Annotated in this window: 26 protein-coding genes and 1 pseudogene; 14 read left to right on the forward strand and 13 right to left on the reverse strand. The window is 44.0% G+C overall.

Translation table 11 applies throughout. The features are described 5' to 3' along the window. Positions 1-65: 65 nt before the first annotated feature. From JKJ11_RS25630 to JKJ11_RS25645, 4 genes are all read right to left on the reverse strand, one after another. Positions 66-1,019, reverse strand: a complete 954-nt coding sequence (locus tag JKJ11_RS25630; protein ID WP_240206359.1) for a LysR family transcriptional regulator — start codon at positions 1,017-1,019, stop codon at positions 66-68. A gap of 71 nt (positions 1,020-1,090) precedes the next feature. Next, positions 1,091-1,831, reverse strand: a complete 741-nt coding sequence (locus tag JKJ11_RS25635; RefSeq protein WP_252039560.1) for a DeoR/GlpR family DNA-binding transcription regulator — start codon at positions 1,829-1,831, stop codon at positions 1,091-1,093. A 95-nt stretch (positions 1,832-1,926) separates the two neighbouring features. Continuing rightward, positions 1,927-4,350, reverse strand: coding sequence for a formate C-acetyltransferase/glycerol dehydratase family glycyl radical enzyme (locus JKJ11_RS25640; protein WP_353505912.1), 2,424 nt, complete (start codon positions 4,348-4,350; stop codon positions 1,927-1,929). Between the two features lie 5 nt (positions 4,351-4,355). After that, the gene (locus JKJ11_RS25645) at positions 4,356-5,255 is read right to left on the reverse strand and encodes a glycyl-radical enzyme activating protein (protein WP_124941793.1); all 900 of its coding nucleotides are present in this window, start codon (positions 5,253-5,255) and stop codon (positions 4,356-4,358) included. Positions 5,256-5,418: 163 nt separating this feature from the next. On the opposite strand from JKJ11_RS25645, the gene JKJ11_RS25650 reads away from it, so the two are divergent. Further along, on the forward strand, positions 5,419-6,093 hold the full coding sequence (locus tag JKJ11_RS25650; protein WP_171393203.1) for a fructose-6-phosphate aldolase: 675 nt from the start codon (positions 5,419-5,421) through the stop codon (positions 6,091-6,093). Between the two features lie 85 nt (positions 6,094-6,178). Here the strand turns inward: JKJ11_RS25650 and tatA are convergent. Both tatA and JKJ11_RS25660 read right to left on the reverse strand, forming a co-directional pair. After that, positions 6,179-6,313 (reverse strand): annotated as a pseudogene (gene tatA / locus JKJ11_RS25655) (twin-arginine translocase TatA/TatE family subunit); the annotation flags it as partial. 43 nt (positions 6,314-6,356) lie between these two features. Then, a complete protein-coding gene (locus JKJ11_RS25660) occupies positions 6,357-7,511 on the reverse strand; it encodes a dimethylarginine dimethylaminohydrolase family protein (protein ID WP_252039562.1) in 1,155 nt (384 codons plus the stop codon). A gap of 128 nt (positions 7,512-7,639) precedes the next feature. Between JKJ11_RS25660 and JKJ11_RS25665 the strand changes: the two genes are divergently transcribed. After that, the gene (locus JKJ11_RS25665; RefSeq protein ID WP_006069215.1) at positions 7,640-8,524 is read left to right on the forward strand and encodes a LysR family transcriptional regulator; all 885 of its coding nucleotides are present in this window, start codon (positions 7,640-7,642) and stop codon (positions 8,522-8,524) included. Positions 8,525-8,573: 49 nt separating this feature from the next. On the opposite strand, the gene JKJ11_RS25670 is transcribed toward JKJ11_RS25665, so the two are convergent. Then, a complete protein-coding gene (locus tag JKJ11_RS25670; protein WP_124941797.1) occupies positions 8,574-9,104 on the reverse strand; it encodes a dihydrofolate reductase family protein in 531 nt (176 codons plus the stop codon). An 87-nt stretch (positions 9,105-9,191) separates the two neighbouring features. Here JKJ11_RS25670 and JKJ11_RS25675 point away from each other — a divergent pair, with 87 nt between their 5' ends. The 7 genes from JKJ11_RS25675 to JKJ11_RS25705 all read left to right on the forward strand — a co-directional run bounded on the left by JKJ11_RS25675 (position 9,192) and on the right by JKJ11_RS25705 (position 14,840). Further along, a complete protein-coding gene (locus JKJ11_RS25675) occupies positions 9,192-9,761 on the forward strand; it encodes a TetR/AcrR family transcriptional regulator (RefSeq protein WP_124941798.1) in 570 nt (189 codons plus the stop codon). Positions 9,762-9,802: 41 nt separating this feature from the next. Next, the gene (lhgD, locus tag JKJ11_RS25680) at positions 9,803-11,029 is read left to right on the forward strand and encodes an L-2-hydroxyglutarate dehydrogenase (RefSeq protein WP_124941799.1); all 1,227 of its coding nucleotides are present in this window, start codon (positions 9,803-9,805) and stop codon (positions 11,027-11,029) included. 66 nt (positions 11,030-11,095) lie between these two features. Continuing rightward, positions 11,096-11,551, forward strand: coding sequence for a GNAT family N-acetyltransferase (locus JKJ11_RS25685; RefSeq protein WP_124941800.1), 456 nt, complete (start codon positions 11,096-11,098; stop codon positions 11,549-11,551). A gap of 4 nt (positions 11,552-11,555) precedes the next feature. Next, positions 11,556-11,975: an N-acetyltransferase gene (locus JKJ11_RS25690; RefSeq protein WP_038226292.1), complete on the forward strand. Its 420-nt coding sequence runs from the start codon at positions 11,556-11,558 to the stop codon at positions 11,973-11,975. A gap of 67 nt (positions 11,976-12,042) precedes the next feature. Then, complete coding sequence (locus JKJ11_RS25695) at positions 12,043-13,206, forward strand: MalY/PatB family protein (protein WP_124941801.1); 1,164 nt, start codon at positions 12,043-12,045, stop codon at positions 13,204-13,206. A gap of 155 nt (positions 13,207-13,361) precedes the next feature. Beyond that, positions 13,362-14,513 carry an arginase family protein gene (locus JKJ11_RS25700; RefSeq protein ID WP_031494544.1) on the forward strand — a complete coding sequence of 384 codons (1,152 nt, stop codon included), beginning with the start codon at positions 13,362-13,364 and terminating at the stop codon, positions 14,511-14,513. A 174-nt stretch (positions 14,514-14,687) separates the two neighbouring features. Further along, entirely contained in the window at positions 14,688-14,840 is a 153-nt protein-coding gene (locus JKJ11_RS25705; protein WP_006069207.1) for a hypothetical protein, read from the forward strand. A 62-nt stretch (positions 14,841-14,902) separates the two neighbouring features. Here the strand turns inward: JKJ11_RS25705 and JKJ11_RS25710 are convergent, their stop codons facing one another. Further along, on the reverse strand, positions 14,903-16,435 hold the full coding sequence (locus JKJ11_RS25710) for a phospholipase D family protein (RefSeq protein ID WP_198558685.1): 1,533 nt from the start codon (positions 16,433-16,435) through the stop codon (positions 14,903-14,905). 206 nt (positions 16,436-16,641) lie between these two features. Here JKJ11_RS25710 and yddG point away from each other — a divergent pair, with 206 nt between their 5' ends. Continuing rightward, positions 16,642-17,556 (forward strand): aromatic amino acid DMT transporter YddG, encoded by a 915-nt coding sequence (gene yddG, locus JKJ11_RS25715; RefSeq protein WP_006069205.1) that lies wholly within the window; start codon positions 16,642-16,644, stop codon positions 17,554-17,556. A gap of 22 nt (positions 17,557-17,578) precedes the next feature. Here yddG and JKJ11_RS25720 read toward each other — a convergent pair whose 3' ends face one another. After that, complete coding sequence (locus JKJ11_RS25720; RefSeq protein WP_124941803.1) at positions 17,579-18,259, reverse strand: cation efflux transmembrane domain-containing protein; 681 nt, start codon at positions 18,257-18,259, stop codon at positions 17,579-17,581. Between the two features lie 177 nt (positions 18,260-18,436). Further along, the gene (locus JKJ11_RS25725) at positions 18,437-19,315 is read right to left on the reverse strand and encodes a LysR family transcriptional regulator (RefSeq protein WP_038221630.1); all 879 of its coding nucleotides are present in this window, start codon (positions 19,313-19,315) and stop codon (positions 18,437-18,439) included. 180 nt (positions 19,316-19,495) lie between these two features. Between JKJ11_RS25725 and JKJ11_RS25730 the strand changes: the two genes are divergently transcribed. From JKJ11_RS25730 to JKJ11_RS25740, 3 genes are all read left to right on the forward strand, one after another. Next, positions 19,496-20,077 carry a class I SAM-dependent DNA methyltransferase gene (locus tag JKJ11_RS25730; protein ID WP_006069202.1) on the forward strand — a complete coding sequence of 194 codons (582 nt, stop codon included), beginning with the start codon at positions 19,496-19,498 and terminating at the stop codon, positions 20,075-20,077. 98 nt (positions 20,078-20,175) lie between these two features. Beyond that, positions 20,176-20,895: a lipid-binding SYLF domain-containing protein gene (locus tag JKJ11_RS25735; protein WP_006069201.1), complete on the forward strand. Its 720-nt coding sequence runs from the start codon at positions 20,176-20,178 to the stop codon at positions 20,893-20,895. Between the two features lie 89 nt (positions 20,896-20,984). Continuing rightward, complete coding sequence (locus tag JKJ11_RS25740; protein WP_198558688.1) at positions 20,985-21,560, forward strand: DUF4136 domain-containing protein; 576 nt, start codon at positions 20,985-20,987, stop codon at positions 21,558-21,560. Between the two features lie 73 nt (positions 21,561-21,633). On the opposite strand, the gene JKJ11_RS25745 is transcribed toward JKJ11_RS25740, so the two are convergent. Further along, positions 21,634-22,122, reverse strand: a complete 489-nt coding sequence (locus tag JKJ11_RS25745; protein ID WP_252039563.1) for a fasciclin domain-containing protein — start codon at positions 22,120-22,122, stop codon at positions 21,634-21,636. Positions 22,123-22,289: 167 nt separating this feature from the next. On the opposite strand from JKJ11_RS25745, the gene JKJ11_RS25750 reads away from it, so the two are divergent. Next, on the forward strand, positions 22,290-23,219 hold the full coding sequence (locus JKJ11_RS25750) for an SRPBCC family protein (protein WP_252039564.1): 930 nt from the start codon (positions 22,290-22,292) through the stop codon (positions 23,217-23,219). Between the two features lie 28 nt (positions 23,220-23,247). On the opposite strand, the gene JKJ11_RS25755 is transcribed toward JKJ11_RS25750, so the two are convergent. Together JKJ11_RS25755 and JKJ11_RS25760 are read right to left on the reverse strand one after the other, a co-directional pair. Continuing rightward, the gene (locus JKJ11_RS25755) at positions 23,248-23,775 is read right to left on the reverse strand and encodes a GNAT family N-acetyltransferase (RefSeq protein ID WP_162174938.1); all 528 of its coding nucleotides are present in this window, start codon (positions 23,773-23,775) and stop codon (positions 23,248-23,250) included. Positions 23,776-23,783: 8 nt separating this feature from the next. Next, positions 23,784-24,692 carry a PilN family protein gene (locus JKJ11_RS25760; protein WP_252039565.1) on the reverse strand — a complete coding sequence of 303 codons (909 nt, stop codon included), beginning with the start codon at positions 24,690-24,692 and terminating at the stop codon, positions 23,784-23,786. Positions 24,693-24,759 lie beyond the last annotated feature (67 nt).

Raw genomic sequence — 24,759 nt, forward strand, 5'->3', positions numbered from 1 at the left:
TAGAGATAGGTATTATTACCAATGATACCTTTTTATTTCAGATATGCATGAAGCGTATATCTTGATTAACTACCTGATACCGATATCTTTTCTGCCAGCGTTTCCAACATCAATGTTTTAAACCACTTATGAGCGGGACTGCTCAAGGTGCGGCGATGTTCAATCAAATAGATACTGACTAAATACGGCTTGTCATTAAACGGCTTGATGATCTTGAGGTTGGAGCTTTTCTCAAACGTTTGGGCCAGTGCGTGGCTCGAAATCATTAATCTATCGGTGTCTTCAAGTGATTCCATCAATGTGGCGAGTTGTCCTGATTTTAAAGCGATGGTTCTTGATAGTCCTTGATTGGCAAGCTCTATATCAATCGGGTTGAGATAATGCTGAGTAGAGCGCACGTCTAGAGATAGGTCGACAAATTGATACTCTAAGCAATCTTTGATGCTTATAGTCTGTTTATCCAGCAATGGGTGGCTATTCGAACCATAGATAACAGGGTAAGTGCTTCCAATCTTTTCACAGTGGTACTCCTCACTTTGTATCACTTCTTCAACGTGAATTGAAAAATCCACTTGCCCGTCTTTTAAGAGCTGAGTAGGGTCGAGAGACGAGGGGTATTCTTCAAGGGATGCGTTAGGGGCGACTTCTTTAATTGCTTTGGCTAAAGGAGCAGTGAGAAAGCGGCTCATTAACGGTGGTACAGAAATTCTAAAGGCGCGTTCACATTGACTGGGCGAGAAGTTCAGTCCATTAAGTAAGGCATCAATGGATAGCAGGATTCGATCGAGTTCAGGCTCTAGTTCAAGGGTTTTAGTTGTGGGTTGCAGACCATTGGATTCGCGGTAAAACAAAGGATCGTCAAAAAGCGCTCTCAACCGGGAAAGGGTACGACTCATCGCTGGTTGGGAGAGGTAGAGCTTTTCAGCCGCTCGTGACACATTGCGCTCTTTTATCAGTACGCTAAGTGATACCAGCAAATTTAAGTCTATTCTTGATAGTTCCTGCTCAAGAGTCTTCATATCTTCCTTGCTCACCATTTATTACATAAAAGCATATCAGTACTAATACTATTGCCTTTGAATTAATATCGCTAGCCGATAATGACCTCGACGTGCTTGGACCGCAAATGCTTAACCATGTTTTCTGGTACTGCGTCATCAGTCAACAAAATGGAGATTTCGCTGGTGTCGCCAATCGACGACGGAAAGATCTGTCCAAACTTGCTGGAATCGGTTAAGACGATATTGCGGCGTTTCTTCCGGATGATGGTATCGGCAATGTCTGCACGCATCATATCGCGACTAGTGAAGCCTGTATCAATATCAAAGCCATCGATACCTAAAAACGCAGTACTAAAATGAATGTTCTCAATGCAAAGCTTGGTTAGTGGCCCAACTAAACTTTCGCCTTGATGTTGGTAAACACCGCCCAGCAAAATGATGTTGGCTGAGGTATGACGAACGAGATGCGCAATGTAGGCCGAAGGAGTGATGATGGTGACATCACCTCTTTCTGCTAGTGTACGAGCAAGTAACGCATTGGCACTGCCGCCTTCGATAAGCACCGTTTCATTAGCGGCAACAAGATCAGCAGCCTTGTTGGCAAGCTGCTGTTTTATATCGAAATGTACTTCAAGGCGCGAGTCGATGTCATCACTTTGCAAGGAAACAGCGGCACCATGAACTCGTTTTAAGTAGCCGTTTTGCTCTAGATAGTTGAGGTCTTGACGTATGGTTACACCGGAAACACCAGTGAGCTCAGAAAGGTCGGTGACTTGCACTCGTGTTCTGTCGTTCACTAAGTTTAAGATTTCAGACTGTCTGGAATTCATTGAGGCTCCGGGTGTTTGCATGCATCAATTAAGAAGAGGGCCAGTATAGCCCTCTTTCGTTTCAATTTCATTTGAAAGTCGTTATTTGAAACTTGTTATAAGTCGTGCTCGGTACGAGCGATGATGTCATCCTGCGCGTCTGGAGACAATGCAGTAAAGAACGCTGAGTATCCTGCAACGCGAACCACGAGATCGCGATACTGTTCAGGATTACGTTTGGCCGCCAATAAGGTGTCTCTCGATACGATATTGTATTGAACGTGCCACCCCTTATGATGATTGAAGAAAGTTCTAATCAACATGGATAGCTTCAGTTTGTCACTTTCCGACTGCACCGCTGCAGGAGAGAGTTTCTGATTCAACAACACACCACCAAGAATCTGATTTGCTTGGATTTTTGCCACTGAGTTGTACACAGCCGTTGGTCCCAAACGATCTGAGCCAGACGAAGGGCTTGCTCCTTCAGCAAGTGGAGTTGACGCTTTTCTGCCATCAGGCGTTGCCATCGTCGAGGCTCCGAATGGCACGTTAGCAGAGATACTAGAGGTCCCCGCATAGTACCCACCACCAATCGGGCCTCGTCCATGTCGGGTATTAACGAATTGTTTAAGCTCATCAATGTAAACTTGATACGCTTGCGCTAGTAGATGGTCAACAGCGTCATCGTCGTTGCCATATTTAGGCGCAAAGTTAATCAGCTGGTGGCGCAACTGTTCTTGTTGTGAACCTTCAAAGTTCTCCGCCAGCGCTTTCGCCAATTCCGGCTGGCTGATCTGCTTTTCATCGAACACCAGATGCTTGATGGCTGCCAAGCTATTGCCTAAGTTTGCGATACCTACTTGTAATCCGGATATCCAATCATACTTCGCACCGCCTTCCTTGACGGTTTTGCCACTTGGTAAGCAGTTATCAACCAACGAGGAGCAAAAGATATCGTGCGCCTGCTGCTCTAGCACAGAGTCGACAACGGTATCAATTTCAATCGACTTTCTGGTGTAGTAGCGGATTTGATCTGCCCAGCTGTGCATCACTTCATCCATACTAGCGAAATTGTTTTTCTCTAGTGATTTAGCGTGAGGTAAGAAGCACTCGCCAGACGTGGCGTCGACACCTTCATTTAACGCGGCCAATAGGATTCGAGCAAAGTTAATAAAGCTCATACCGGTGCAGCGATAACCCCACTTACCAGGGACCGCGGTTTCAATACAACCAATCGACGCATAGTTGTAGGCATCTTCTCGCTCGACCCCTAGTTTTATAAACTCAGGAATAACGATTTCATCGTTGTTAAACGCTGGCATACCAAAGCCACACTTAATGACTTCGATACAACCCATTAAGAACTCTTGATTCAGGCCTTCGTGATAGCGAACACTCAAGTTAGGCTGCGTGGAGCGGAGTTGACCACATGACTCAAGAATTGCCCAAGAGAGTGGGTTGACCGCATCCATTGGCACTCCGTTCTCATCAAGCTTTTGACCGCCAATACACACATTTTGATAAAGGGGAGAACCTGCTGAGGCTTTAGAATGAGCCCCTGAGCGTATTTTGTTGACTTCCAACAGCTTTAACCAACAGCTTTGCAGTAGCTCTGTGGCGAAGCTAGGCTGTAAGGAGCCATTGTTGATATCGGTGATGTAGAAATCATTAAGATATTGGTCCATACGACCAAATGACACCGAGTGACCGTTTGATTCGATTTGCAGCATCAATTGCACAAAGTAGCAGAGCTGTAATGCTTGCCAGAAGTTACAAGGTGGATGATAAGCAATGTGTTCACAGTTTGCGGCAATGGTTTCAAGCTCTAGTTTGCGCTGAGTACTCGACTCCTGTTGCGCCATGTTCAATGCCAACTCCGAGAAACGTAAAATGTGTTGCTGAATCGCACGTAACACAATATCGACCGACTTATAAAACTGCTCTTTCTTAAGTCCTTCATAAGTGGAAATATCGTTATTTAAACGATGATCGTCCACCTCGGTAATGAGCCCATCTAAACCAATGGCGAGAATTTTCTCGTTATCGACTGCTAGGTGAGCGTCACCGGATGTCATATTACCTTCGGCTTTGATAATGGTCGTTGCCAAGATGGCTTGCTGCTCATCGGTGAATAAACCATAGCAACGATCCTGTACCGTTTTACCCCGCCAATATGGGGTAAGGGCGTGAATAACGTCTTTGTCTTGCTCTGTGACAGCAAAGCCTGCTCCTGGTCGGTCAGCAAGCTCATCAATCTCTGCTTCAATCCAACGTACGGTGTACTCAGGGAAGATAGGCGCCGCTCGCAGTTTGCTGGCTTGGTTGCCCACAATTAGCTCGTTATTATCGATCCAAATTGTGCGTGTCGCTAAATGTTCTTCCAGTGCTAGTGCACGTTGGACGATAACAGGCTTGTCTTCATTCTGCTGGTAGACTTTGGTGTATGCTTGCGCACGCTCGGTACAAATAGGTGGCGTAATAATATTAACCAGAGCTTTCTTATGTTCTTGAATACGCTTAGGTAAGTAATTGAGTTCCATAGTCATTAGCCTCTTACAATCACGTTGATACGTGGATACTGCTTGGCGTACTGTTGCGCGTATTCAAGCAGCTCGGGGTTGTTGAGTGGTTTGTCGGAGCATAAATAGGGCATGTCCAACAAACGGTATTTATTGATGCCTAGTGTGTGATAGGGCAGCAGGTGTAGTTCGGTGCAGTTTTCGATATCAGCTGCGAAATCAATAATGTCTTCGAGCTCTTCGGGAGAGTCATTAAAGTCTGGGATTACGGGTACACGAATGATGATTCGTTTTGCAATAGGCGCTAGTTTGTGGAAGTTGCTCTTAATACGTTTCAGTGAACCCTGTGCCCAGTCCAAGAATTTTGTTTCATTGGTGTGTTTAAGATCGGTTAGCCAGCAATCAATATAGGGCGCTGCTTGTTCAATGTTTTTCCACGGTACATGCATACACGTTTCTACAGCTGTATTTACACCTTCTGCTTGGAGCTGCTTGGCTAAGGATGCCACTAAATCCGACTGCATTAATGGTTCACCACCAGAGAAAGTTACCCCGCCACTACTTTGATCATAAAACGGCTTATCCTTCATTAAGGTATCGAACAGCATTTTTTGTTGAGCATCTTCTCCACACACGGTTAACGCTTGTGTCGGGCACACATTTCGCAAAGCAATGATTTGTGAATCATCAAGGGTATCTCTGTTTATCTTGATGCCTTCTGGTGTAGCTTCAATTGAAGGGCAAGCGTCCGAGCAGCGATGACAGTCACTTAAACAGCTGCGTTTATCGAATAGCACAGAATGCTTAGCACTGCGACTTTCTGGGTTTTGGCACCAGGGGCAAGCCAAGCTACATCCTTTGAGAAACAGTAGGCTTCGAATACCATCACCATCATGAGTAGAGAATCTTTGGATATTAAAATACATGTGCCATCCAATCTTTCATTTTAAGAAGTTATATACTTTCATTAAATGAAACTTTAACTCTTCATATGAAGATTGTCTTGATCGAAATCAAGATCCATCAAATTGGCAAGATCTATATTGTTGGTAACTTGATAATGTTCAAATAAAGGTTTGAGAATAGAAGATGATTGAACTCTACTTAGATACGGCGGATGTCAGCGAGACCGCACGTTTTAACCAATGTTTCCCGTTAAAGGGAGTGACCACCAACCCGACGATTGTCGCTAAATCTAAGGTGGGGCTCACGACGACACTTGCTAATATGACAGAAGTATTGGGTGATACGGCGCGTTTTCACGCTCAAGTGGTGAGTAAAGATCCTCATTCAATGTTAGCGGAAGCAAAGAAGCTAAGTGAACTTCCTTACGATATGGTGATAAAAGTTCCCGCTACGGAGGCAGGGTTAGCTGCTATTAAGTTAATGAAACAAGAGGGTATTCAGGTTCTAGCTACAGCAATATACACGGTGCAGCAAGGATTCATGGCTGCATTGTGTGGCGCCGATTACCTTGCGCCTTACGTTAACCGTATTGATGCTATGAATGGTGATGGCGTTGCAGTGGTTCGTGACCTTCAATTGCTGATCGAAAAACATGGACTTTCAACAAAAATCCTCGCTGCAAGCTTCAAGAATGTCCAGCAGGCGATGGATGTGATGAAGTTGGGAATTGGTGCAATTACTTTACCAGTTGATGTGGCGGCGCAAATGTTCTCGCATCCAGCCATTGAACCAGCAGTAGCACAGTTTGATAAAGATTGGTTGGAAGTGTTTGGTGACAAGCTTTCATTTGAAAGCTAGTAACGCCAATTAGCCCTCCATGGCTAAGTGCTGTGTCAGACCAGCGGAGTCGCGGTTAATCTAGATTATGATCACTAGTACGACTTTCGCTTAGTGCTTTCTTAAAGTCTTTAATTGAGCTCCCTACATCGCTGCCAATCGTACTCAGCTTTCCGGTTCCAAATAATATCGCGATAATTAAGGCTATTATCGCGAGCTGCCAAACACTAATACCACCCATGATAGTCTCCCGTGTTCATATTGGTGAGATACCTGAAATGCGTTTAAACAGGCTCACGGTATATAGGCTGGCTTGCACAGCGTAGCGCACCACCAAGCATTGAGGGCATATCAAATTCGACCTCGATGACATTGTGTCCGTGCTTGCGAACTTCATTGATTACACGTTGATGTGCTTTGTCCATAATGCACGTATCTGGGCTAATAGGCAGCCCATTGGCCGCTAACCAACTGGCTTCTTTCTCATTAACATCAATAAAGGTGTAGTGAGCCAAGCTTTCAGGCAAATCGGATTTAATCCAATCTCGACAAATCAATGCTAGGTTAGGACTTAGTAATGATAGTGCGCAATCGAGGTGTAAGGCTTTCTCATCAAGCATTAAAGGCGTGATCGTGTATTCGTCACCGTACATTGATTCGAGCCATTCATAGCCATTCATGTTGGAGCCTTCACCAATGCCAAGATAGATGTTTTTTCCGTCTACAAAGAAATCACCGCCATCTAGGCAAATGTTTTTCGAGTTTGCTCGTTCATTAGCAATGGCATCGTTGGTAAAAATATCCAGTCCTGCCTGTGGTGCAGAGAGGTATTTACATTGTTTTTGTCTCATGAGGTTGGAATAAAATCCGGTGAACGCATATTGCTGCTTGCGCTTAAAACTCATACGAAGGGAACTGACGATGACGTTGTTGCCAACTGTACAAAATACATCTCTAGGCCATATTTGATCGATTGTGCTGTCAATATAATGCGCATTTTTGCCTTCAATGGCCTTTGGCCTAATAACTTTCACTCCTTGTTGTTCTAGTGCTGAAACAAATCCTTCAACTTGGCTGACGAGTTTCTCATAGCCTTCAACACCGTATACATCTCCCCATGTTGAATTTGGGTTCTCTTTTAGGAATGTCACTGTTTCTGGTTTAAGCCAAGGCATATTTCTTTCGTAGCCATCGCTATAGTTAAAGTATTTATCATCAAACTTCGGGGTGCGTCCGACGAGCACCTCTTTTAGCCTGCCATATTCGCTTGTCACATGAATACGCTTCGCGGTGTCTGCAAGGCTTGTACTTTTTGTAGCAACGGTATCGGTCTTTAACGCATTTGCTAACGCCTTAGGTGCGACAACAGCGGCGCCTGTGACAGCGGCGGCTGCGCCAGTGAGTGAAAAGAACTTTCTGCGAGTCATTGAAGTTGTCATTGGTTTGCTCCTGTTGGTTTAGATGGAGCTACAATACTTATGAAATAGTGAAAGGTTAAATAAGTTAGTTTAAATAAAATTTAAAGATGGTAGGGTGAAAACGGACATTTATATTAGGGAGCGAACGGATGTTAAGTACTGAACAGTTGTTTATCTTTAAGACTGCAGCCGAGCAAGGTTCCTTTTCCGCAGCGGCAAGATTACTCAACAAAACGCCTGCGGCTATCAGCATTTCGATATCAAACCTTGAAATCCAATTAGGTATCGATCTCTTTGATCGTTCGACTAAGTATCCCCGGTTGACCTCAGCAGGAGAAAGGCTTTACCAGCAATGCACTTTACTAGTTAGACATATCGAGCGAATTGAGAGTGCGGCCACTAGCTATGCTCAGCAAGTGGAAGACAAAGTGACAATTGGTATAGATAGATTAATACCTAGCTGCATGATTGAGTCTGGCCTGCAAAAACTAGCAAGCGATTTTCCAAATACCGCTATCCATATTGTGAGAGATACTAATGCCAACTTACAATCCCGAATTGAGCTTCATGAACTGGACCTCGTTTTGCAATGCGCGACGGCAGCTGAACCAAAATCATTGGAGTTTTTTGATATCGCACTCATGGAAATGTGCTGTGTTTGTGCGCCGGATAGCGATTTAGCGGATACTGCAATCGTCGATAACGAGGCTCTATTAACCCGTCGTCAGATTTGTTGTGAAAGCATGATTGAAAACCCTTCACTATCACTTCAAGGACGCTTATCTCCTGAAATCTGGGTGATGACGGATCAGGAGGATGTATTGAATATGGTGGAACAAGGTTTAGGCTGGGCATTTGTTCCCAAGGTTCTAGCAAAGCAACGACAAGAGGTTGGATCCTTGCTCATTATTAATCCAGAGTTTTCCTGTACCGAGATTCTGTGCCGAATTGATCTTTGGTGCGCACCAAGTAAGAACCAGGGGCGAGTCGTAAAACAGCTCGTTGGCCAAATCAAACAGATAGCGAATTTTTGACGTGGTTAATGGTACCAGAGCATCATCACTCTGGCACCTGTGGTCATTCTTAAGCCTTAACGTATCGATTCTTAACAATACAATCAGCGTAACGTTCTGCTGAGACATGTTGGAACTTCAATGGTTTATCGAGCTCGCCAAACAATGGAATGCCGCCGCCAAGCAGAACGGGAATGGTGGTGATTATCATCTCATCAATTAGATCTTCCGCTAAGAAACTCTGAATCGTCTTACCGCCATCAATGTAGAGGTTTTTGTAGCCTTTCGAGTTCAAGTCACTAACGATGTCGCTTAGCTTACCTTTCACCAAAAAGACTTTGTCTTCATAGCCTTCAGGCACTTTAGTAAGTGTATTACTTAACACAAATACTGGCTTAGAGTAGGGCCACTCAATACCAAAACTCAGAACGATCTCTAGAGTGTTTCTGCCCATGACGAGTCCATCAACTCGGTCCATAAACTCCGCAAAACCAAAATCTGAGCCCTCAGGGTTTGGCACATCATGTAGCCAATCGAGACCGTTATTTTTGTCTGCGATATAGCCGTCTAGACTGGTTCCGATGTATACGATATTTGCCATTGTTGAGACTCCGCTATTTGATATTAAAGGTCATTTTGCTATAATTCTACAGTGTAGAAATTAATATTAGTTTAGCTAGGATCTTTTATGACTGTCAAGGCCAAAAAAAGGGGACGTCCAACTAAAGGTAATGTCACGCTGAGCAAAGAAGTGATAGTAGAAAATGCAAAGCGCTTGATGCAAGTGGATGGAAAGATCCCAAGTATCAGAAGGCTAGCTACTGAGCTGAATATAGATGCGATGGCCATCTACTATTACTTCAAAAACAAGGATGAGTTGCTAGAAGCTGTAGCAGTATCTTTGGTTGAGGGGATATATCTGCCGGAGGAAGGACGAGAATGGCAACAGGAGTTACAGCAACTGGGTTGGAGTTATCTTGAGCTATTGGGACAATATCCGGGCTTGCTAGAAACACTGTTCAAGATGAAAACAGCAGGACCCGCAAATGTATTTATCAGTCGGTTCAATCAAGTTATTGAGGAACTTGATTTATCTACGACAGAGAAACAAAACGCAGTGAGTCTGCTTGCGGATTATTTGCATGGGTTCGCATTCTCTATGCAGTTTTCCGAGATTGACCAGCAAGCGAAATACGACATTTATCAGGGGTCAATAACGCTGTACTTAAAAGCTGTGACACCTTCACTTTCCTCCTAGCAGCCAGCGGAGTAAGGTAGTCAATATCGAGTTTCACAAGGATGAGAGACATGTACGACTTTATTGTGGTTGGTGGTGGCATTGTAGGTGTATCGACCGCATGGCAGCTTAAGCAGCGTTATCCCGACAGCTCTGTTCTGGTTGTGGATAAAGAATCGCATGTGGCGCAGCATCAAACCGGACACAATAGCGGCGTTGTTCACGCAGGTGTCTACTATCAACCCGGCAGTTTAAAAGCGGATTTCTGTAAGCGTGGTCTTAAAGCGACGATAGAATTTTGTCATCAACACCAAATACCCGTTGAAAACTGTGGCAAGCTACTTGTTGCGACCTCTGAGCTAGAAATGCAACGGATGCAGAGTTTGTATCAACGCTGCCTACAAAATGGAATTGAGGTCGAGCTTATCGATCAAAAGCAGTTAGCAGCGTTAGAGCCCAATATATCGGGATTGGGAGCTATTCGAGTGACCGAAACTAGCATTGTTGATTATCGAAAGGTTACCGAAGTGATGGCACAGCAATTTTCGCTATTGGGTGGTGTAGTGCAGCTATCAACATCTGTAAAAGCGATGCAGGAGTATGACGACCATGTGACGTTAACCTGCTTGCAAAACGGCGTTTTGAACACTCTTAAATGTCGACAACTAGTGGTTTGCGCAGGTTTAATGGCGGATCGAATGGCCACTATGATAGGCATTAAAACCGACTTCCAAATCATTCCTTATCGCGGTGAATACTATCGGCTTGCTGATAAGCATCGTGATGTTGTTAACCACCTTATCTATCCTATTCCCGATCCCGAGCTACCTTTTTTAGGTGTTCACTTAACAAAAATGATCGATGGCTCTATTACTGTTGGCCCTAATGCAGTGCAAGGTTGGAAACGAGAAGGTTACGGCTCATTTAACATTAGTTGGCGTGACTGTTGGCAAATGCTGACATTTTCAGGTTACTGGAAAGTTACGTTGCAGCATTTAACTACTGGGTTATATGAGTTCAAAAATTCCATTTGGAAGCCCGGATACTTAGGGTTAGTGCACAAGTACTGCCCGTCGATTGTCTTGGATGATCTTAAACCTTACCCCGCCGGAATTCGTGCGCAGGCCGTCAAAGCAGATGGGTCGTTAGTGCACGACTTTTTATTTGCTCAAACTTCTAGAAGCTTGCATGTCTGTAACGCACCTTCTCCGGCAGCGACATCCGCCATACCGATTGGAGAGTATATTTGTGACAAGGTAGCGCAGCAACTTGTTGATTTTAAGCTGTAAAGCTTTAGTCATGAATGGTCTGCATACTTAACGATACCTTTCTCAATTTGAATAAGTGAACGTGTTATGACCATAGAAATCCGTATTGCCCACTCTGATGATCTGCCTTCAATCCTGCCTTTGTTTTGGGATGATAAGCCTGAATTAAAGCAAGCTTGCGATGAGCAAATTACTGACGATATGTATCGGATATTTGACCATTTTGCGACATCTAAGGATCATTTCCTGTATGTCGCTACTATTGATGACAACGTCGTTGGGACGTTGCAACTGAGTTTTATTCCTCAATTTACCTATAACGGCGAAATACGAGCTAATATTGAAGGCGTGTTTGTCGCAAATCATGCTCAAGGAAAAGGTGTAGGGGCTACTTTGGTTGAGTTTGCTATTGAGCAATCTAGATATCAAGGGTGCAAGATAGTCCAACTTGTTAGTAATCAAGTTCGCGAACGTGCCCATCAGTTTTATGAGCGTCTTGGTTTCGAGAAAAGTCACTACGGATTCAAATACTATATGGAATAGGTCAATGATCAGAGAGTTTAGCGAAGAAGATTTAGACAGTGTGTTAAAGATTTGGCTCAGCGCGTCAGTAGAAGCGCATGATTTTGTTGAGCCGCTATTCTGGCACCAACGTGTAGACGATATGCGTAACAAATACCTTCCGAACTCAGATACCTTTGTATATGAGCGAGCCGGACGGGTTTTGGGGTTTTATTCTTTGGTAAATTCTAATTTAGCGGCCTTGTTTGTTGACCCACAAGCACAAGGCGACGGCATTGGGATGCGTTTAATAACGGATGCCAGAGAGAAAAGCCAGGCGTTATCCCTGTCGGTGTATAAACACAACTGTCGTGCAATAGGCTTTTATCATCGTTGTGGTTTTAGCATTGTTGATGAAAGCCTTGACCCCCACACAGGTCACATTCAATTGACAATGTCGGGCTAACTGTCTGGTTCCCTGAATATCAACGAGTTAAACTGTTTCTCCAACGAAATGGACGGTGAAATAAGCAATGTTTAACTTCGATGAGATTGTAGAGCGTAGAGGTACCCATTCGGCCAAATGGGATGAGATGGAGAGTAGTTTTGGTGTTTCTCCTGATGAAGGGTTACCCATGTGGGTCGCTGACATGGATTTTAAAGCGCCGCCTGCCGTCAATCAGGTTTTAATGGAAGCCGCGGATAACGGGGTTAATGGTTACTATGGTGATGACCATCGCTATAGAAATGCCGTTATTACTTGGATGAGTAAACGACACCAATGGAGTGTTCAGCCGGAGTGGATAGTAACCTGTGCAGGATTAGTACAAGGTACGGCACTCTGCGTTCAGGCGTATAGTAAGCCTGGAGATGGCGTTATTTTGTTTACTCCTGTCTACCATGCTTTTTCGCGCGTTATCAATGCCAATCAACGAGTTGTGGTAGAGAGTCCGCTAGTACAGGAAGACGGTCACTACAAAATGGATCTACCAGCTTTAGCGGCTAATCTTAATGGCCGAGAAAAGATGGTGATCTTGTGTTCCCCTCATAATCCCGGCGGCCGTGTTTGGAGTGCGGATGAAATTCGTGAGGTGGCCGAGTTTTGTGCTCAGCATGACTTGATATTAGTAGTGGATGAAATTCATCATGATCTGGTTTTCCCTCCTAATAAGCACATTGTGGCAACACTTGCAGCTCCTAAACATGAACAGAATATGGTTATCCTTGCGGCGACAACTAAGACATTTAACATCGCTTCCGCTTTGACCGGTGCCGCCATCATTCCAAACGAAACGTTACGAGCGCAGTATACGAGTGTTCTTAATGCTGCCGGTGTTGGTCCTAACCGTATCGGTATGCTGATGGCAACGGCCGCTTATGAACAGGGTGAAGCATGGTTGGAAGCGCTGGTGGAATACTTGGATGAAAACCGTCGTCTCTTTGATGAAGCGATTAATGCTATTGATGGATTGCAATCTATGACTTTGCAAGCGACGTATTTATCGTGGGTAGACTTTTCAGGTACAGGTTTAACCCCTGATCAAGTGATTGAAAAAGTCCAGAGCGAGGCAAAAATTGCTGCGAACCATGGTTCGTCATTCGGTACGGGCGGTGAACAGTTTTTGCGATTTAATCTAGCAACACCGAGAGCGCGAGTGGTAGAAGCCATTGAGCGACTACAGCGAGTATTCGCTTAGCCTGATATCACTAAAATGGTGGCGCGACTTACTATTGGTAACCCTGATACCAGACGACGTGTCAGGGTTACTTAAGTAACATACCCCTTGCTACTGGTTTTGCCATAACAGAGTCGCTAAAGTGATGATGTTCAACAGAAATGAGAGGCAATACCATGTCTAATGTTAAGAAGTGGCCAGCAATTGACCCAGAGAAAGTTGCTAAATATAAACATATTTGGGAAAACGTATCGGCAGCAGATAACCTTGATCCTGAAGTAGCGGCTTACTTAGCTCGTGTTAAAGAGCAAGGTGGTGGCAAAGGTATCGAGCAGATGAGTTTCATCAATAAAGATTACCTAGGCTTCTATCAAGCGCCGTTCTCGCAAGATTTGGATAACACTGATGTTGTTATCTATGGAATGGGTATTGAGAAATGCTCTCCAACTGGTTCTTCTCACAAGTTCGCACCACAGCGTCTACGTCACCTGAGTAAAATGGGGATGGGAACGGTTGGTGATAACGGTGAAATTCCATTCGAATGGTGCCGCGTTTCTGACTATGGTAACTGGGACAGCTTAGGTCAATTTGAACTAAAAGCAGAAGTCGAGCAGTTAACCGAGCTTCTACACCACATGGTGGTCGAAAAAGACTGTACTCCACTGATTTTTGGTGGTGACCACACAATCCCATATCCAACGATGCGTGCGCTTGGTGAGAAGTATGGTCCTTTGCGAGTGATTCACTTCGATGCACACTATGACTTGTCGACACGTGCAGACTTTGATTACCCTTACACATCAGGTCACTGGTTACCAAAGCTTTACTCTGAAGGTCTAGCGGACCCAGAGCGCACGGTACAAATTGGTATGCGTGGTCGTCAAACGGCATTAGTAAAAGGTAATCATATTGCATTCGGGACTACAGGTTTCACGACCAATGAAGTTTACGAGCAAGGCGTAGACGCTGTTGCGGATAAGATCATCGAGCTTTGTGGTGACGGTGGTCCGGTATACTTTACATTTGATCTTGATGCTCTGGATACTGCATTCTGTCGTTCAAACTCAAGCCCAGATCCGTTCGGCCTTACTCACCTGCAAGTTTACGATATCATTCGTAAAGTAAAGGCATCAGGCAAAGTACGTTTGGTGGGAGCAGATATTGCAGAATACACGCCTGATACGGATCCAACTGACAAAGATGGCATCATTGCTGCTGGTTTTGGTTGGGAACTTCTATGCTGGTTAGCTGAAGAGCGCAAGAAAGAAAACGGTGGTGAGAATCGCCACACAGTTTGGCATCAAGCATTCGGCTCAGTGTCACTGTAATATATTGATTATGAATAGTAAAAACCATCGCCGCAGCGGTGGTTTTTTTATTCTTGCCACAACAAAATAATCTTGTCCAAACGACAAAAAATCAGATTAGTTCAAACGCATCAACTTTGCTTCAATAGCGCCCGAAAGATTGCTGTTAATCTTATTTCCAATTAAGGGTTCAAAATGTTTGCTATTGATGATGTTGTTGTTGCAACAAAAGGTATCGATCTAGGTCAGATGGTTGTTACTGGTTTGAGCAGTGGTGGCTACTACGTTCACGTTAAAGTAGACGGCATGTCTCTAACTTACCCAGCACGTGATCTTAAGAAAGCATAATCACTTTCAAGATTGAGAAAAAAGGTAGCCAAGGCTACCTTTTTTAGTTTTTATCTCATCCATTAGAGCTGCTCTTCAATGGGTAGTATGCCACTGAACCACGCGCCCATTTTGCGCCAGACACTGGCATCAGGCTCAGAGGTGAGTGTTTTACCTGTTGAATGATCTATCCAAACCACATCACCATCCTTGACGGCAATCTCATACGCAGTAGTGGGTATTTCTCGCATAATCTCATCATAGACCTTTTGTGCGTATTCAGGCTGTTCAACAACAACGCCCATTTCCGTATTCAAGTGCGCGGAACGTGGGTCTAAGTTCATTGAGCCTACAAAGATCTTGGTTTTGTCGATAACCATGGCTTTAGTGTGCAGGCTTGAACGGCTGCTCCCTGTCAGGCTCCAATTCTTCTTGATTTCGGCATGGGATTTCACTTCCCATAGTTGCACGCCGCCTTCCACTAAATCTTTACGGTATTTGGCATACCACCCGTGAACGGCAAATACATCATTGGAAGCCAGTGAGTTTGTTATAATGACGACTTCTAGGCCATCCTTGACGGCATTCACCAAGTCTTGGGTACCACGCTCCGTGGGAACGAAGTAGGGTGAAATGAATACTAAAGAGGTTTCTCCTTCATCTAATACGGCGCCTAGGCTATCGATTAGGGTGCTCTGTTTGCTGTCCGGTTTATTAGGCAGATCATATAACAAGTCACTTTCACCCCAATACAAATCAATGGTTCCATTGATGAGATCGGTATAAAGAGGCAGCTTAGCAAAATCATAAATACCGCCTGAGAACTTCGCTTCTAACCCTAGATTTTTAACCCAAGTATCTACATCTGCGTCGGTGTAGTGTTCCATCTGAGGTGTTATCCATTCAATAGGAACGCTGTAATCACTATTCCAATAAAGATCAAATTGGCGATTTACTTGTCGAACCGATTTCCCAACCATAAGTAGATCTAAATCGGCAAACTCGACCGTTGATTCGATGGAATAGTATTCGTTACCAACGTTTCTTCCACCAACAATGGAAACCACGCCATCTACGGTCAGCGACTTATTGTGCATTCGGTGGTTGAGTCGCTCAAAGTCACTAAGCATTGCGATACCACGAGCGGATCGCAAGTGATGCGGGTTAAACATGCGTACTTCAATATTCGGATGACTGCTGAAGCGCACTAGGTCGCTGTCATCGTACTTTTGCATGTCATCCAGTAACAACCTAACTCTAACGCCACGTTCAGCTGCTTCGAACAGACGCCAAGCAATTAAGTTGCCGGCTTCATCATCACGGAAAATATAATATTGAACATCAATGCTAGATTGCGCGGTTTCAATTATCGCTAGACGAGCAAGCAGTGCATCATGACCTTTGTCTAGTGGATAGAATCCGGTCTCAGTGGTCAAGGAGTGTGAGGCGACTTCTCGTGAGAAATAGTCGTCCAAGCGTGTGGGTGTGTCGTTGATGATTGTGTAGGACGGGGATTTTTCGTACCTCGATGGATCAATGCTTGATGATACACACCCGCTTAAGGCAATAATCAGTAAAACAGAAAACAGGTTTTTTATAGACAAAAAATTGAGCATAGTTAAAGTGTTACTTTAAATTGTGATTTCCTAAAAATGCAGAGCGAGTTTAGCCACTTCCATTGGCAAATGCACTGTATCCTCAGGCTTTTGACTGATATTTTTCACACTTGCTTAATCTAAGGTTAATAGAAACCCGCTCAGTTGCATAGCAATTGCTGATATCAGTTTATAGAAAATTAACTGCCATTATTTAAGGAGAGATTATGGCTGGACTTGGTTCAAACAAATACACGCTGTTTGGAGTTGCTGCAATATTATTGTGGAGCACGTTAATGGCATTGACTCGTAATATTGCCGAGTTGTTTGGGCCAATTGGTGGGGCAGCAATGCTGTACACTGTGAGTACCATTTCACTTGCTATGGTGATGGGAGTTCCTAAGTTATCAGACTTCAATCGTAAATATCTGTTACTAGGTGGGGCACTTTTTGTAAGCTACGAAATCTTCTTGGCTCTCGCGCTAGGAATGGCAAATGACCGTCATCAAGCGATGGAAATGGCGGTGATCAACTATCTGTGGCCAGCCCTAACGGTATTGCTTGCCGTTGTATCGACTAAACGCAAAGTCAGTGCTCTGGTGTATCCAAGTGTATTGGTGGCATTTGTTGGCGTCGCATGGTGTATTTCGGGGGACTCTGGTCTAGCGTTGTCTGTACTTGCAGCAAATATTGCGACGAATCCGATTACCTATTTTATGGCATTTAGTGCGGCGTTTATTTGGGCATTTTACTGTAATATCACTCCGAAAATGAGTAATGGGAAGAATGCAATAGTATTATTTTTCGCCGCGACAGCCATCACCCTGTGGATTCAATATGCATTCAGCTCTGAAAGTGGAATGACATTTACGCTCTCATCTGTATCAACATTATTGATATCGGGTGTAGTCATGGGAGCGGGTTATGCACTGTGGAATCAAGCTATCATTGGCGGAAATATGGTGCTTCTTGCGACCTTCTCTTACTTTACGCCAGTATTTTCGACGATCTTCTCTTCATTCTATTTATCGGTTGCTCTAGGCGCTTCATTTTGGCAAGGCGTGGCATTAGTAACGATAGGGTCACTTGTGTGTTATTGGGCCACCAAAGAGAAGCCAGAGCATGAAAATGCTCCGGCTTAAATAAAGCTATATTGAATTTGAGTTAAGCGTTAGACGTTGATACTTGCTTACTTTGTGGGCTAGAAAGCTGTTCACATGCGTCCTTTAACATGACGGCAGGCACCTTAATAAAATACGCTGAGATCAAAATCATCATCATTGGGTCAGCATAGACGCTGTATGCAGCGAATGGGGATTGCTCTAGTACCCAAGCTGCAATGAAGCCCGTCATTACAGCGACACTTAACATGGTGTCCATTTGCCATTGTTTTGTTTCAGCATCAATAAGGTTTGAGTTAAGTGCTACGTTTTTCTTAGCGATATACCACCATGAAAGCGCACATCCGATAACGTTAAACAGTCCAAATATGGTTGCAATAGAGGTATCTACTGGACGGCCACCACCAAACATTGCTGTTACTGCGGAATACAACGACGCCAATACAATCAGTAGAATTACAGAAGCTTTAATGGCGATCACGGTACCTTCAACTGTCGTGCGGCCGTATTTGGCAAGTGTGCTGTTTGGCTTTTTCAACTGTGTCGCAGCAACCAGCGACAATAAAGTTAACAGTAGGCTGACTAATGAGTACACACCATCAAAAGCGATAACTAATGAGCCCATCACCACACCGACAACAAGTCCTGCGATAGCAAAGCCTGTTGCAATAATGGCTGATACTGTCAGAGTTTTTGACTCATTATGTGGATTATTGGGATACATACGATTTACCTTCTTTAAAATCTGTATCCATTGTTGAGCTAGGCTGGTTATCTTTCAAACAAAAGTTTGCTAAACATGACTTGAAAATCTAATGGTGTGAATTAATTTTATGAAAATCAATATATTAGAACGCTTTTCTGGTGGCAGGAATGTTGACGCTCACTGATGGTACTTGGTTTAGAAAGCAAACAAGTATTCACTGACTTGGTCTGCAAGCCAAATCATCGCGGGGTGTTCGGACATACCTGCTGAAGTGAACATGCAATAATCTTCTTGTGTTAGACCATAAGTGTGTTTGATGACTGAGAGTTCTTGCTCTCTTAGGTGCTGTCTTATCAGCGGCTCTGGCAGTACACCCCAAGCTCCCTCGGACAGAATCGTTTTCAACATAAATTCAAAGCTAGAAAACCCAATGTACTTTAGTGAGAAAGGCAATAGTTCTGGGTTATCGCGATGATTGAGGTAAGCGAGGGAAACCTGCATAGAGTCGCGTAGAACTTCATCAGAGACTCGAGGCAGCTTGGAAAGCTTATTATCCGAACGACATACTGACATCATGCGGATTTTACCCAATGGCTGATAGGCCAAACGAGGGTTTTCAACGCGCTCGAAATCAACACCAAACGCGAAATCTACCTGTTTCTTCTCAACAATGTCGGCTAGGTCTCCTGAAGAAACTAGAACCACATTGAAAGAGATGGCAGGAAACTGCTGATTTAAGTGGATTGAGAAATCACGCCACAAGGTGTCAGGCAGTGAGTCATCATGGGCAATGCGTAACTCGGTGGCAAAATCGCCAGAGACTTGCGCACAGGTTTGACGAATGCGCGCCGAAGTAATCAGTAAATTCTCACAGTCTTTGTAGATCGCTTTACCCGTCTCAGACAAAGAGACGTTGTTGCCCGTACGCACAAACAGTTCGGTATCGAGATCTTTCTCTAGTGCTTTGATTGCCATGCTAAGTTTCGTTCTGTTGCAGTCTAGGACTCTTGCAGCCTCAGAGACTGAACCAGTGTCGGCCACTGCACAAAATGCCTCTATTTGAGAAAGATTTATCGACATAGCGGTGAAACTACCTGTTACTTAACGGAACAAAAATCATAGCATGTGTGCCAAAGAATACGAAGATAACACTAGGAATTGATTGGTGTTCTGGTTTAATCTATGCCTAGTTATTAAGGATTAAAGTTTGGTGCCTGAGATATCGTGGTACTAGTAGAAATAATGGAGTGAACTATGTCTAACGAGTGGGATGAGTACGCCGCGACATGGGAAAACAACGAAGCGACGGCAACCTTTGCACAAGCCTGCTTCAAAGAGTTAACTGAACTCACGTCACTTAAGCGTAAATCGGTATTAGACTTTGGCTGTGGAACGGGTCTTTTAAGCCAATTGATGTCTCCTGAGACGAAAGAGATTGTGGCATTGGATGGCTCTGAAGCGATGATCGAAGAGTTAGACAAAAAAGGCTTGGAAAATGTTGAGCCGGTCGTTGATCTTTTGACTCGCGGTTTGGTTGCTCAGCATCCAGCATTTCGTAATCAGTTTGATCTTGTCGTCGCGTCTTCGGTATGCGGCTTTTTAGATAACCTTCAAGAGACGGTTAATATCATTTACACGTTGCTTGATGAATACGGTTTATTTGTTCATTGGGATTGGGTGGCAGAGACAGACAACCAAGATTATGGTTTGACACTGAAACGAGCAAAAGACACATTGCTTAATGCGGGTTTTGATAAAGTTGACGTCACGACACCATTTGAAATCGACACTGGCAAAGGTGTGCGAAAAGTGCTGATGGCAGTCGCTCATAAGTAATTACATTTAATGTATCTGAATTTTAAATAGGTGATGCCATTGGCGTCACCTTTTTTTTGCTACAATTCTCATCCATATTTCTACTTGGGTTTGCTTATATGTCGTTAACTCATCGTACTCTATCAATGTTACTTTCCTTTGCCCTGTTAGCTTTGGTGCTACCGACTAGGGCGTATGCTATTGAATCATCAGATAACCAATCTTTTCGTCAAGCTCACGCTATTATTGTCGATTCTGCCGAGAAAATTGACCAGTTCGACTCAACATCTCATTGGGACTCGGTGAAAAATCTCACTGGTGTTGCTAAAGCTATCGTGATTTTCCCTTCCGGTGGACAAGGCGGTTTTTTACTAGGCATGCAAAGAGGTCAGGGCATATTAATGACTAGACAAGCACACCATTGGAGTCAGCCCGTTTTTATCAACTTTAACAGTTTTATGTTTGGGCTTTTGGCCGGAGGCCAGTCTATTAGTGGCGTTGGTGTTGTACTTTCAAATGATGTGCTATCCACACTACAACAAGAACCATTCAAACTAGGAGGAACGGCAGATCTGACTATTGGTAAAGGTGTTAGTGGTAAAGTGATCGGTGGAACGAGTGGAATCAGTGCCATGATGGTATCCGAAAACAAGGGGCTCTATTTCGGTGGCAGTATCGATACATTTCAACTGTCCTTAAATGATCAACTTAACACGGCCTACTATGGTGAGGGTTTTGATTTAGAGCACATACTCTCCAATTTTGATGATAGCCAAGGCAAGGCACAAAGCCTCAGAAAGCGATTGGAAGGTATCTCCTATCGCGCTGTATTTGAGTAGAAAGCTCTTCGCTAATGTGTGAAAAACGGTGTCATTCTTTTTAGAGTCATTTAGTATTGTAACGGAAAGGTTAATAGAAGAGTGACGAGATGACGAATAAACTATCCCTATTACTGATTGCTGGATTGGCACTTGTTGGTTGCACAACCACTACGATCTCACCGCAGCCCAATTTGTCCTATGGTATCGCTACCACGGGCGATTTCTCTTTCCTGCCAACTCAAGGTGTTGCGACTTACGCGTGGAGACCAGACTCTGCAGTGGCGAGAGTATCGGATAATGTTGATGGCGAAAAGTATCTCAAAGTTATTAAAGATCTTATTGATAAAGAGCTTGCCAATAAGGGTTATGTTCAAGTTTCTTCTTCTCAACGTCCTAATATGTTCATGGATTTTGGGATCGCGACGGAGTCTGGTATGAATGATCAGGAGATCTTTGAATCGACCCAAATATCTACCGGTATTAAGGTGCAGGCAAAACCTGGTGAGGAAGGTGAGAAAGGCAGTGTCTATGTCGCAGCTTTTGCCCCAGTTGGCGATTTCCCACGTTGGCGAGTGTTGGCACAAGGACCTACTGAGCGTCGTATTGATGAACCAAGTCAGCAACATGAAATGGAAAAAATCATTACTTCAATGCTTAACTTAATTCCCTCTAGAGCTAATTAGGGCGTTGCCTTGTCGAGAGGAATAAAAAGTAGGTGGTCGTTGTGATGATCACCTACTCAAAGGTATTCAGGGTTTATTTCGGCATGATTACCGTATCTATGACGTGAATTACACCATTCTTCGCCATCACGTCGGTCGCCACAACCGTTGCATTATCTACCATTACCTTTCCATCCTTCTTAGTAATCATGATGTCTTGCCCTTGAACGGTAGTTGCTTTGTCGAGTCCCATGACGTCAGCTGCCATCACTTTACCAGGAATGACATGATAAGTGAGTATCGCGACTAACTTGTCTTTGTTTTCTGGTTTTAACAAACTTTCAACAGTACCTGCCGGCAGTTTAGCAAAGGCTTCGTCTGTTGGAGCGAAGACTGTGAACGGACCAGGGCCTTTGAGCGTATCGACCAATCCTGCGGCTTGAACCGCAGCAACGAGCGTAGTGAACGAGCCGTTCTCAGAGGCGACGTCGACAATATCCTTTCCATGATGTCCTGCACTAGCCGAAAACGAAAATAGAAGCACAGAAAAAAAGGTGATCACACGAGATGTAAGGTGTTTCATAGTAGCGTTCCTTGTTTGTTCATATAGGCAGAGCTCTGTTACGTGTTGAGTTTTCTATCGATCACTAAAACCGTTTCAAGTTTCTGTTAAACCTCTTAATTGCTGAGTTCGCATATTGCATAAATCGTGACTAAACTATTGATAAAAAAGATAGGATCTCCTTAGCCATGTTGAACTACACCGTAGAGAAACGAATCGACATAGAGTCCACCGCAGATCACGTAATTGAGTTTTTAGCGGACTATAGAAATTGGCCTGAATGGTCACCTTGGCTCATTATGGAGCGCGAGTGTAAGTTAGATTATCGAGGAGAGCAGGGAAATATTGGTGACGGGTACAGTTGGCATGGCGACTTAGTGGGCTCAGGCGAAATGACTCTGATGAAGCGAACGTCACATCAATTAGAGATGCATTTACGCTTTTTCAAACCGTTCAAATCGGAGGCACACGTTTCGTTTCAAGCTGTCCAAATGGGGGCAAGAAGCGAAGTTCGCTGGACGATGTCAAGTCAAGTACCCTGGTATCTGTTTTTTCTCAAAGGTCTTTTCAAAACCATGATAGGTATGGATTATGATCGAGGCTTGAAAATGCTCAAAGCCAAACTCGAAATCGGGCAAGTCAACTCTGAGCTTTTACTAGTTGGGGAGCGGCAACAAGATAACGTAAATTACATTGGCTTACGTGGGAGTGGGACGATAAACGAAATAGGTCCGATTATGCGAGAGCATATTGAAAAGCTCTCTGTACTCATCGACGAAAAGCAGCTTCCAGCAACCGGCGCACCCTTTAGTTATTATCAAAGTATGAAAATGGAGACTCAGTTTTTTGAATTTATCACCTGCGTCCCAATAGAACGTCAATTGAGCGTCCCGGAACCATTTGTAAGTGGCCAGATAAAGGCTTGTGACACATATGTCGTTAAGCACACTGGAGAGTATCAATTCCTTGGCAATGCGTGGTCGATGGCAATGAACGCTTCACGGCATCATAAAGTCAAAGTGAAGCGTAAGCCATTAGGTATCGAGCGTTACCTCAATAATCCTGAACAAGTAACCGCAAACGAGTTAGTGACAGAGGTTATCTTGTTTAAGCGTTAAGCATAACTATGTCGAGATTTTTCGAGAACTAAAACGCTAAACCTTTGAGTTCAACTTTGAAGTGCGGCCACTTTTTATCTGTAAGTGGGGTGACCATGGCGGAGACTGAAGTTGCACGTGGTGGAATTTCTTCTCCAACTAAGTAAAGGTTAGTGACGCGTTCATAGCCACTAGAGCTATACACTTCATCTCTACCAAATAATACCGAATAGACATAGCCTTGCTGCGCCATCCAGTTATGAGCCTGTTTCAACAACAACTTCACATACCCATGACCTCGATAATCCGGATGCACGCACACCTCAGCAACACCGCCAATCAAGGCTTGCTGTGAGCCTATACGAACTGTTTTCTCATGTACCGCTAGATGAGCAATAATGGCGTCTTCTGATGGTGACTTAATATACCAACGGTGTTGTGGCATCTCATTGTAGTAGCGTTGCACCTTAAAACGCTCATCGCTGGGCTTGGTAAAACAGCGACTTAATAAAGCGATCAACTGTTGGTTGATGGTGTCGTCTACGTTGTCATCAAGTATGTATTTAATGTCTGTCACGATACTTCCTAGAGTTTTATACATTTATCTGTTGTTACGCTGTGTGTGCCTTTATCTGGGCCAGAGGCAATGGTGAGTCGACTCAGTATGGTGAAACAGCGCGATTCACTCGAGTCCTTCATTGATTGAATACTAACAACGCCCGAATTACCGGAGGAACGGTTACTCCATGTCTTCGATTGGCCTGATTTTGGATTCTTAACTAAGGCTTCGACTGCCTCTTTATGAAGTTCTTTATCTTTCTTGGTGTAGCTGTCGCTCTCTTTTAGCCCGAACGTATCAGCAGACACTTCGGTTATTTTATCAACCAATTGAAAAGGGGAGCTTAAAATACCGCCAATGACTCCGGAGACTGCACCTTTACTCGCTTCTCTTCCTGCCTGCTCTGCTTGCTGAACAAGGCCTTCTGCTTGCGTAAGAATATCAGGTACTTCTTTTCTAAGAGCCGCACTCTCAGACAAAATGAGCGGAATTTGTTTATTTGTCGCCGCGATTTGCTGGTTGGTTTGACGAACCGTTGTATTGGTTTTGTCCACCTCTGCCAAAATATCGGGTACAGACTGGTGCCATTTTTGTGTTTCACCGAGAATGGGTGGAATGGCTTCACGCACTTGAGCGACCTCATTGACAATAACCGGAACCTGCTGATTGACATCATCGATTCGTTTTAGAACTTCTGGAATAAGTCTCTGGTACTCTTCACTTTGAGCCAGAATCTGAGGCACAATTTCTTGAATATTTTTTATTTCTTGAATGACCGGGGTGATTTTCTGAGCGGTCGAGTCAACTTGTGCCAATAGCGTAGGAAGTTCGAGTCTGAGTTGTCTCGCTTCCTGCGTAAAGTTATAGATGGACGCTGCCATCACAATCAAAGCAATCGAAAAGGCGAACTTAGATGCCGCCATAAACTTTTCCATGTATTAAACCCATTACATCAATCTTGCATAACAAACAACATAACTGATGTGATTTTAGGAGTAAACG

The sequence above is a fragment of the Vibrio sp. SCSIO 43133 genome (assembly GCF_023716845.1).
GTDB lineage: Bacteria > Pseudomonadota > Gammaproteobacteria > Enterobacterales > Vibrionaceae > Vibrio > Vibrio mediterranei.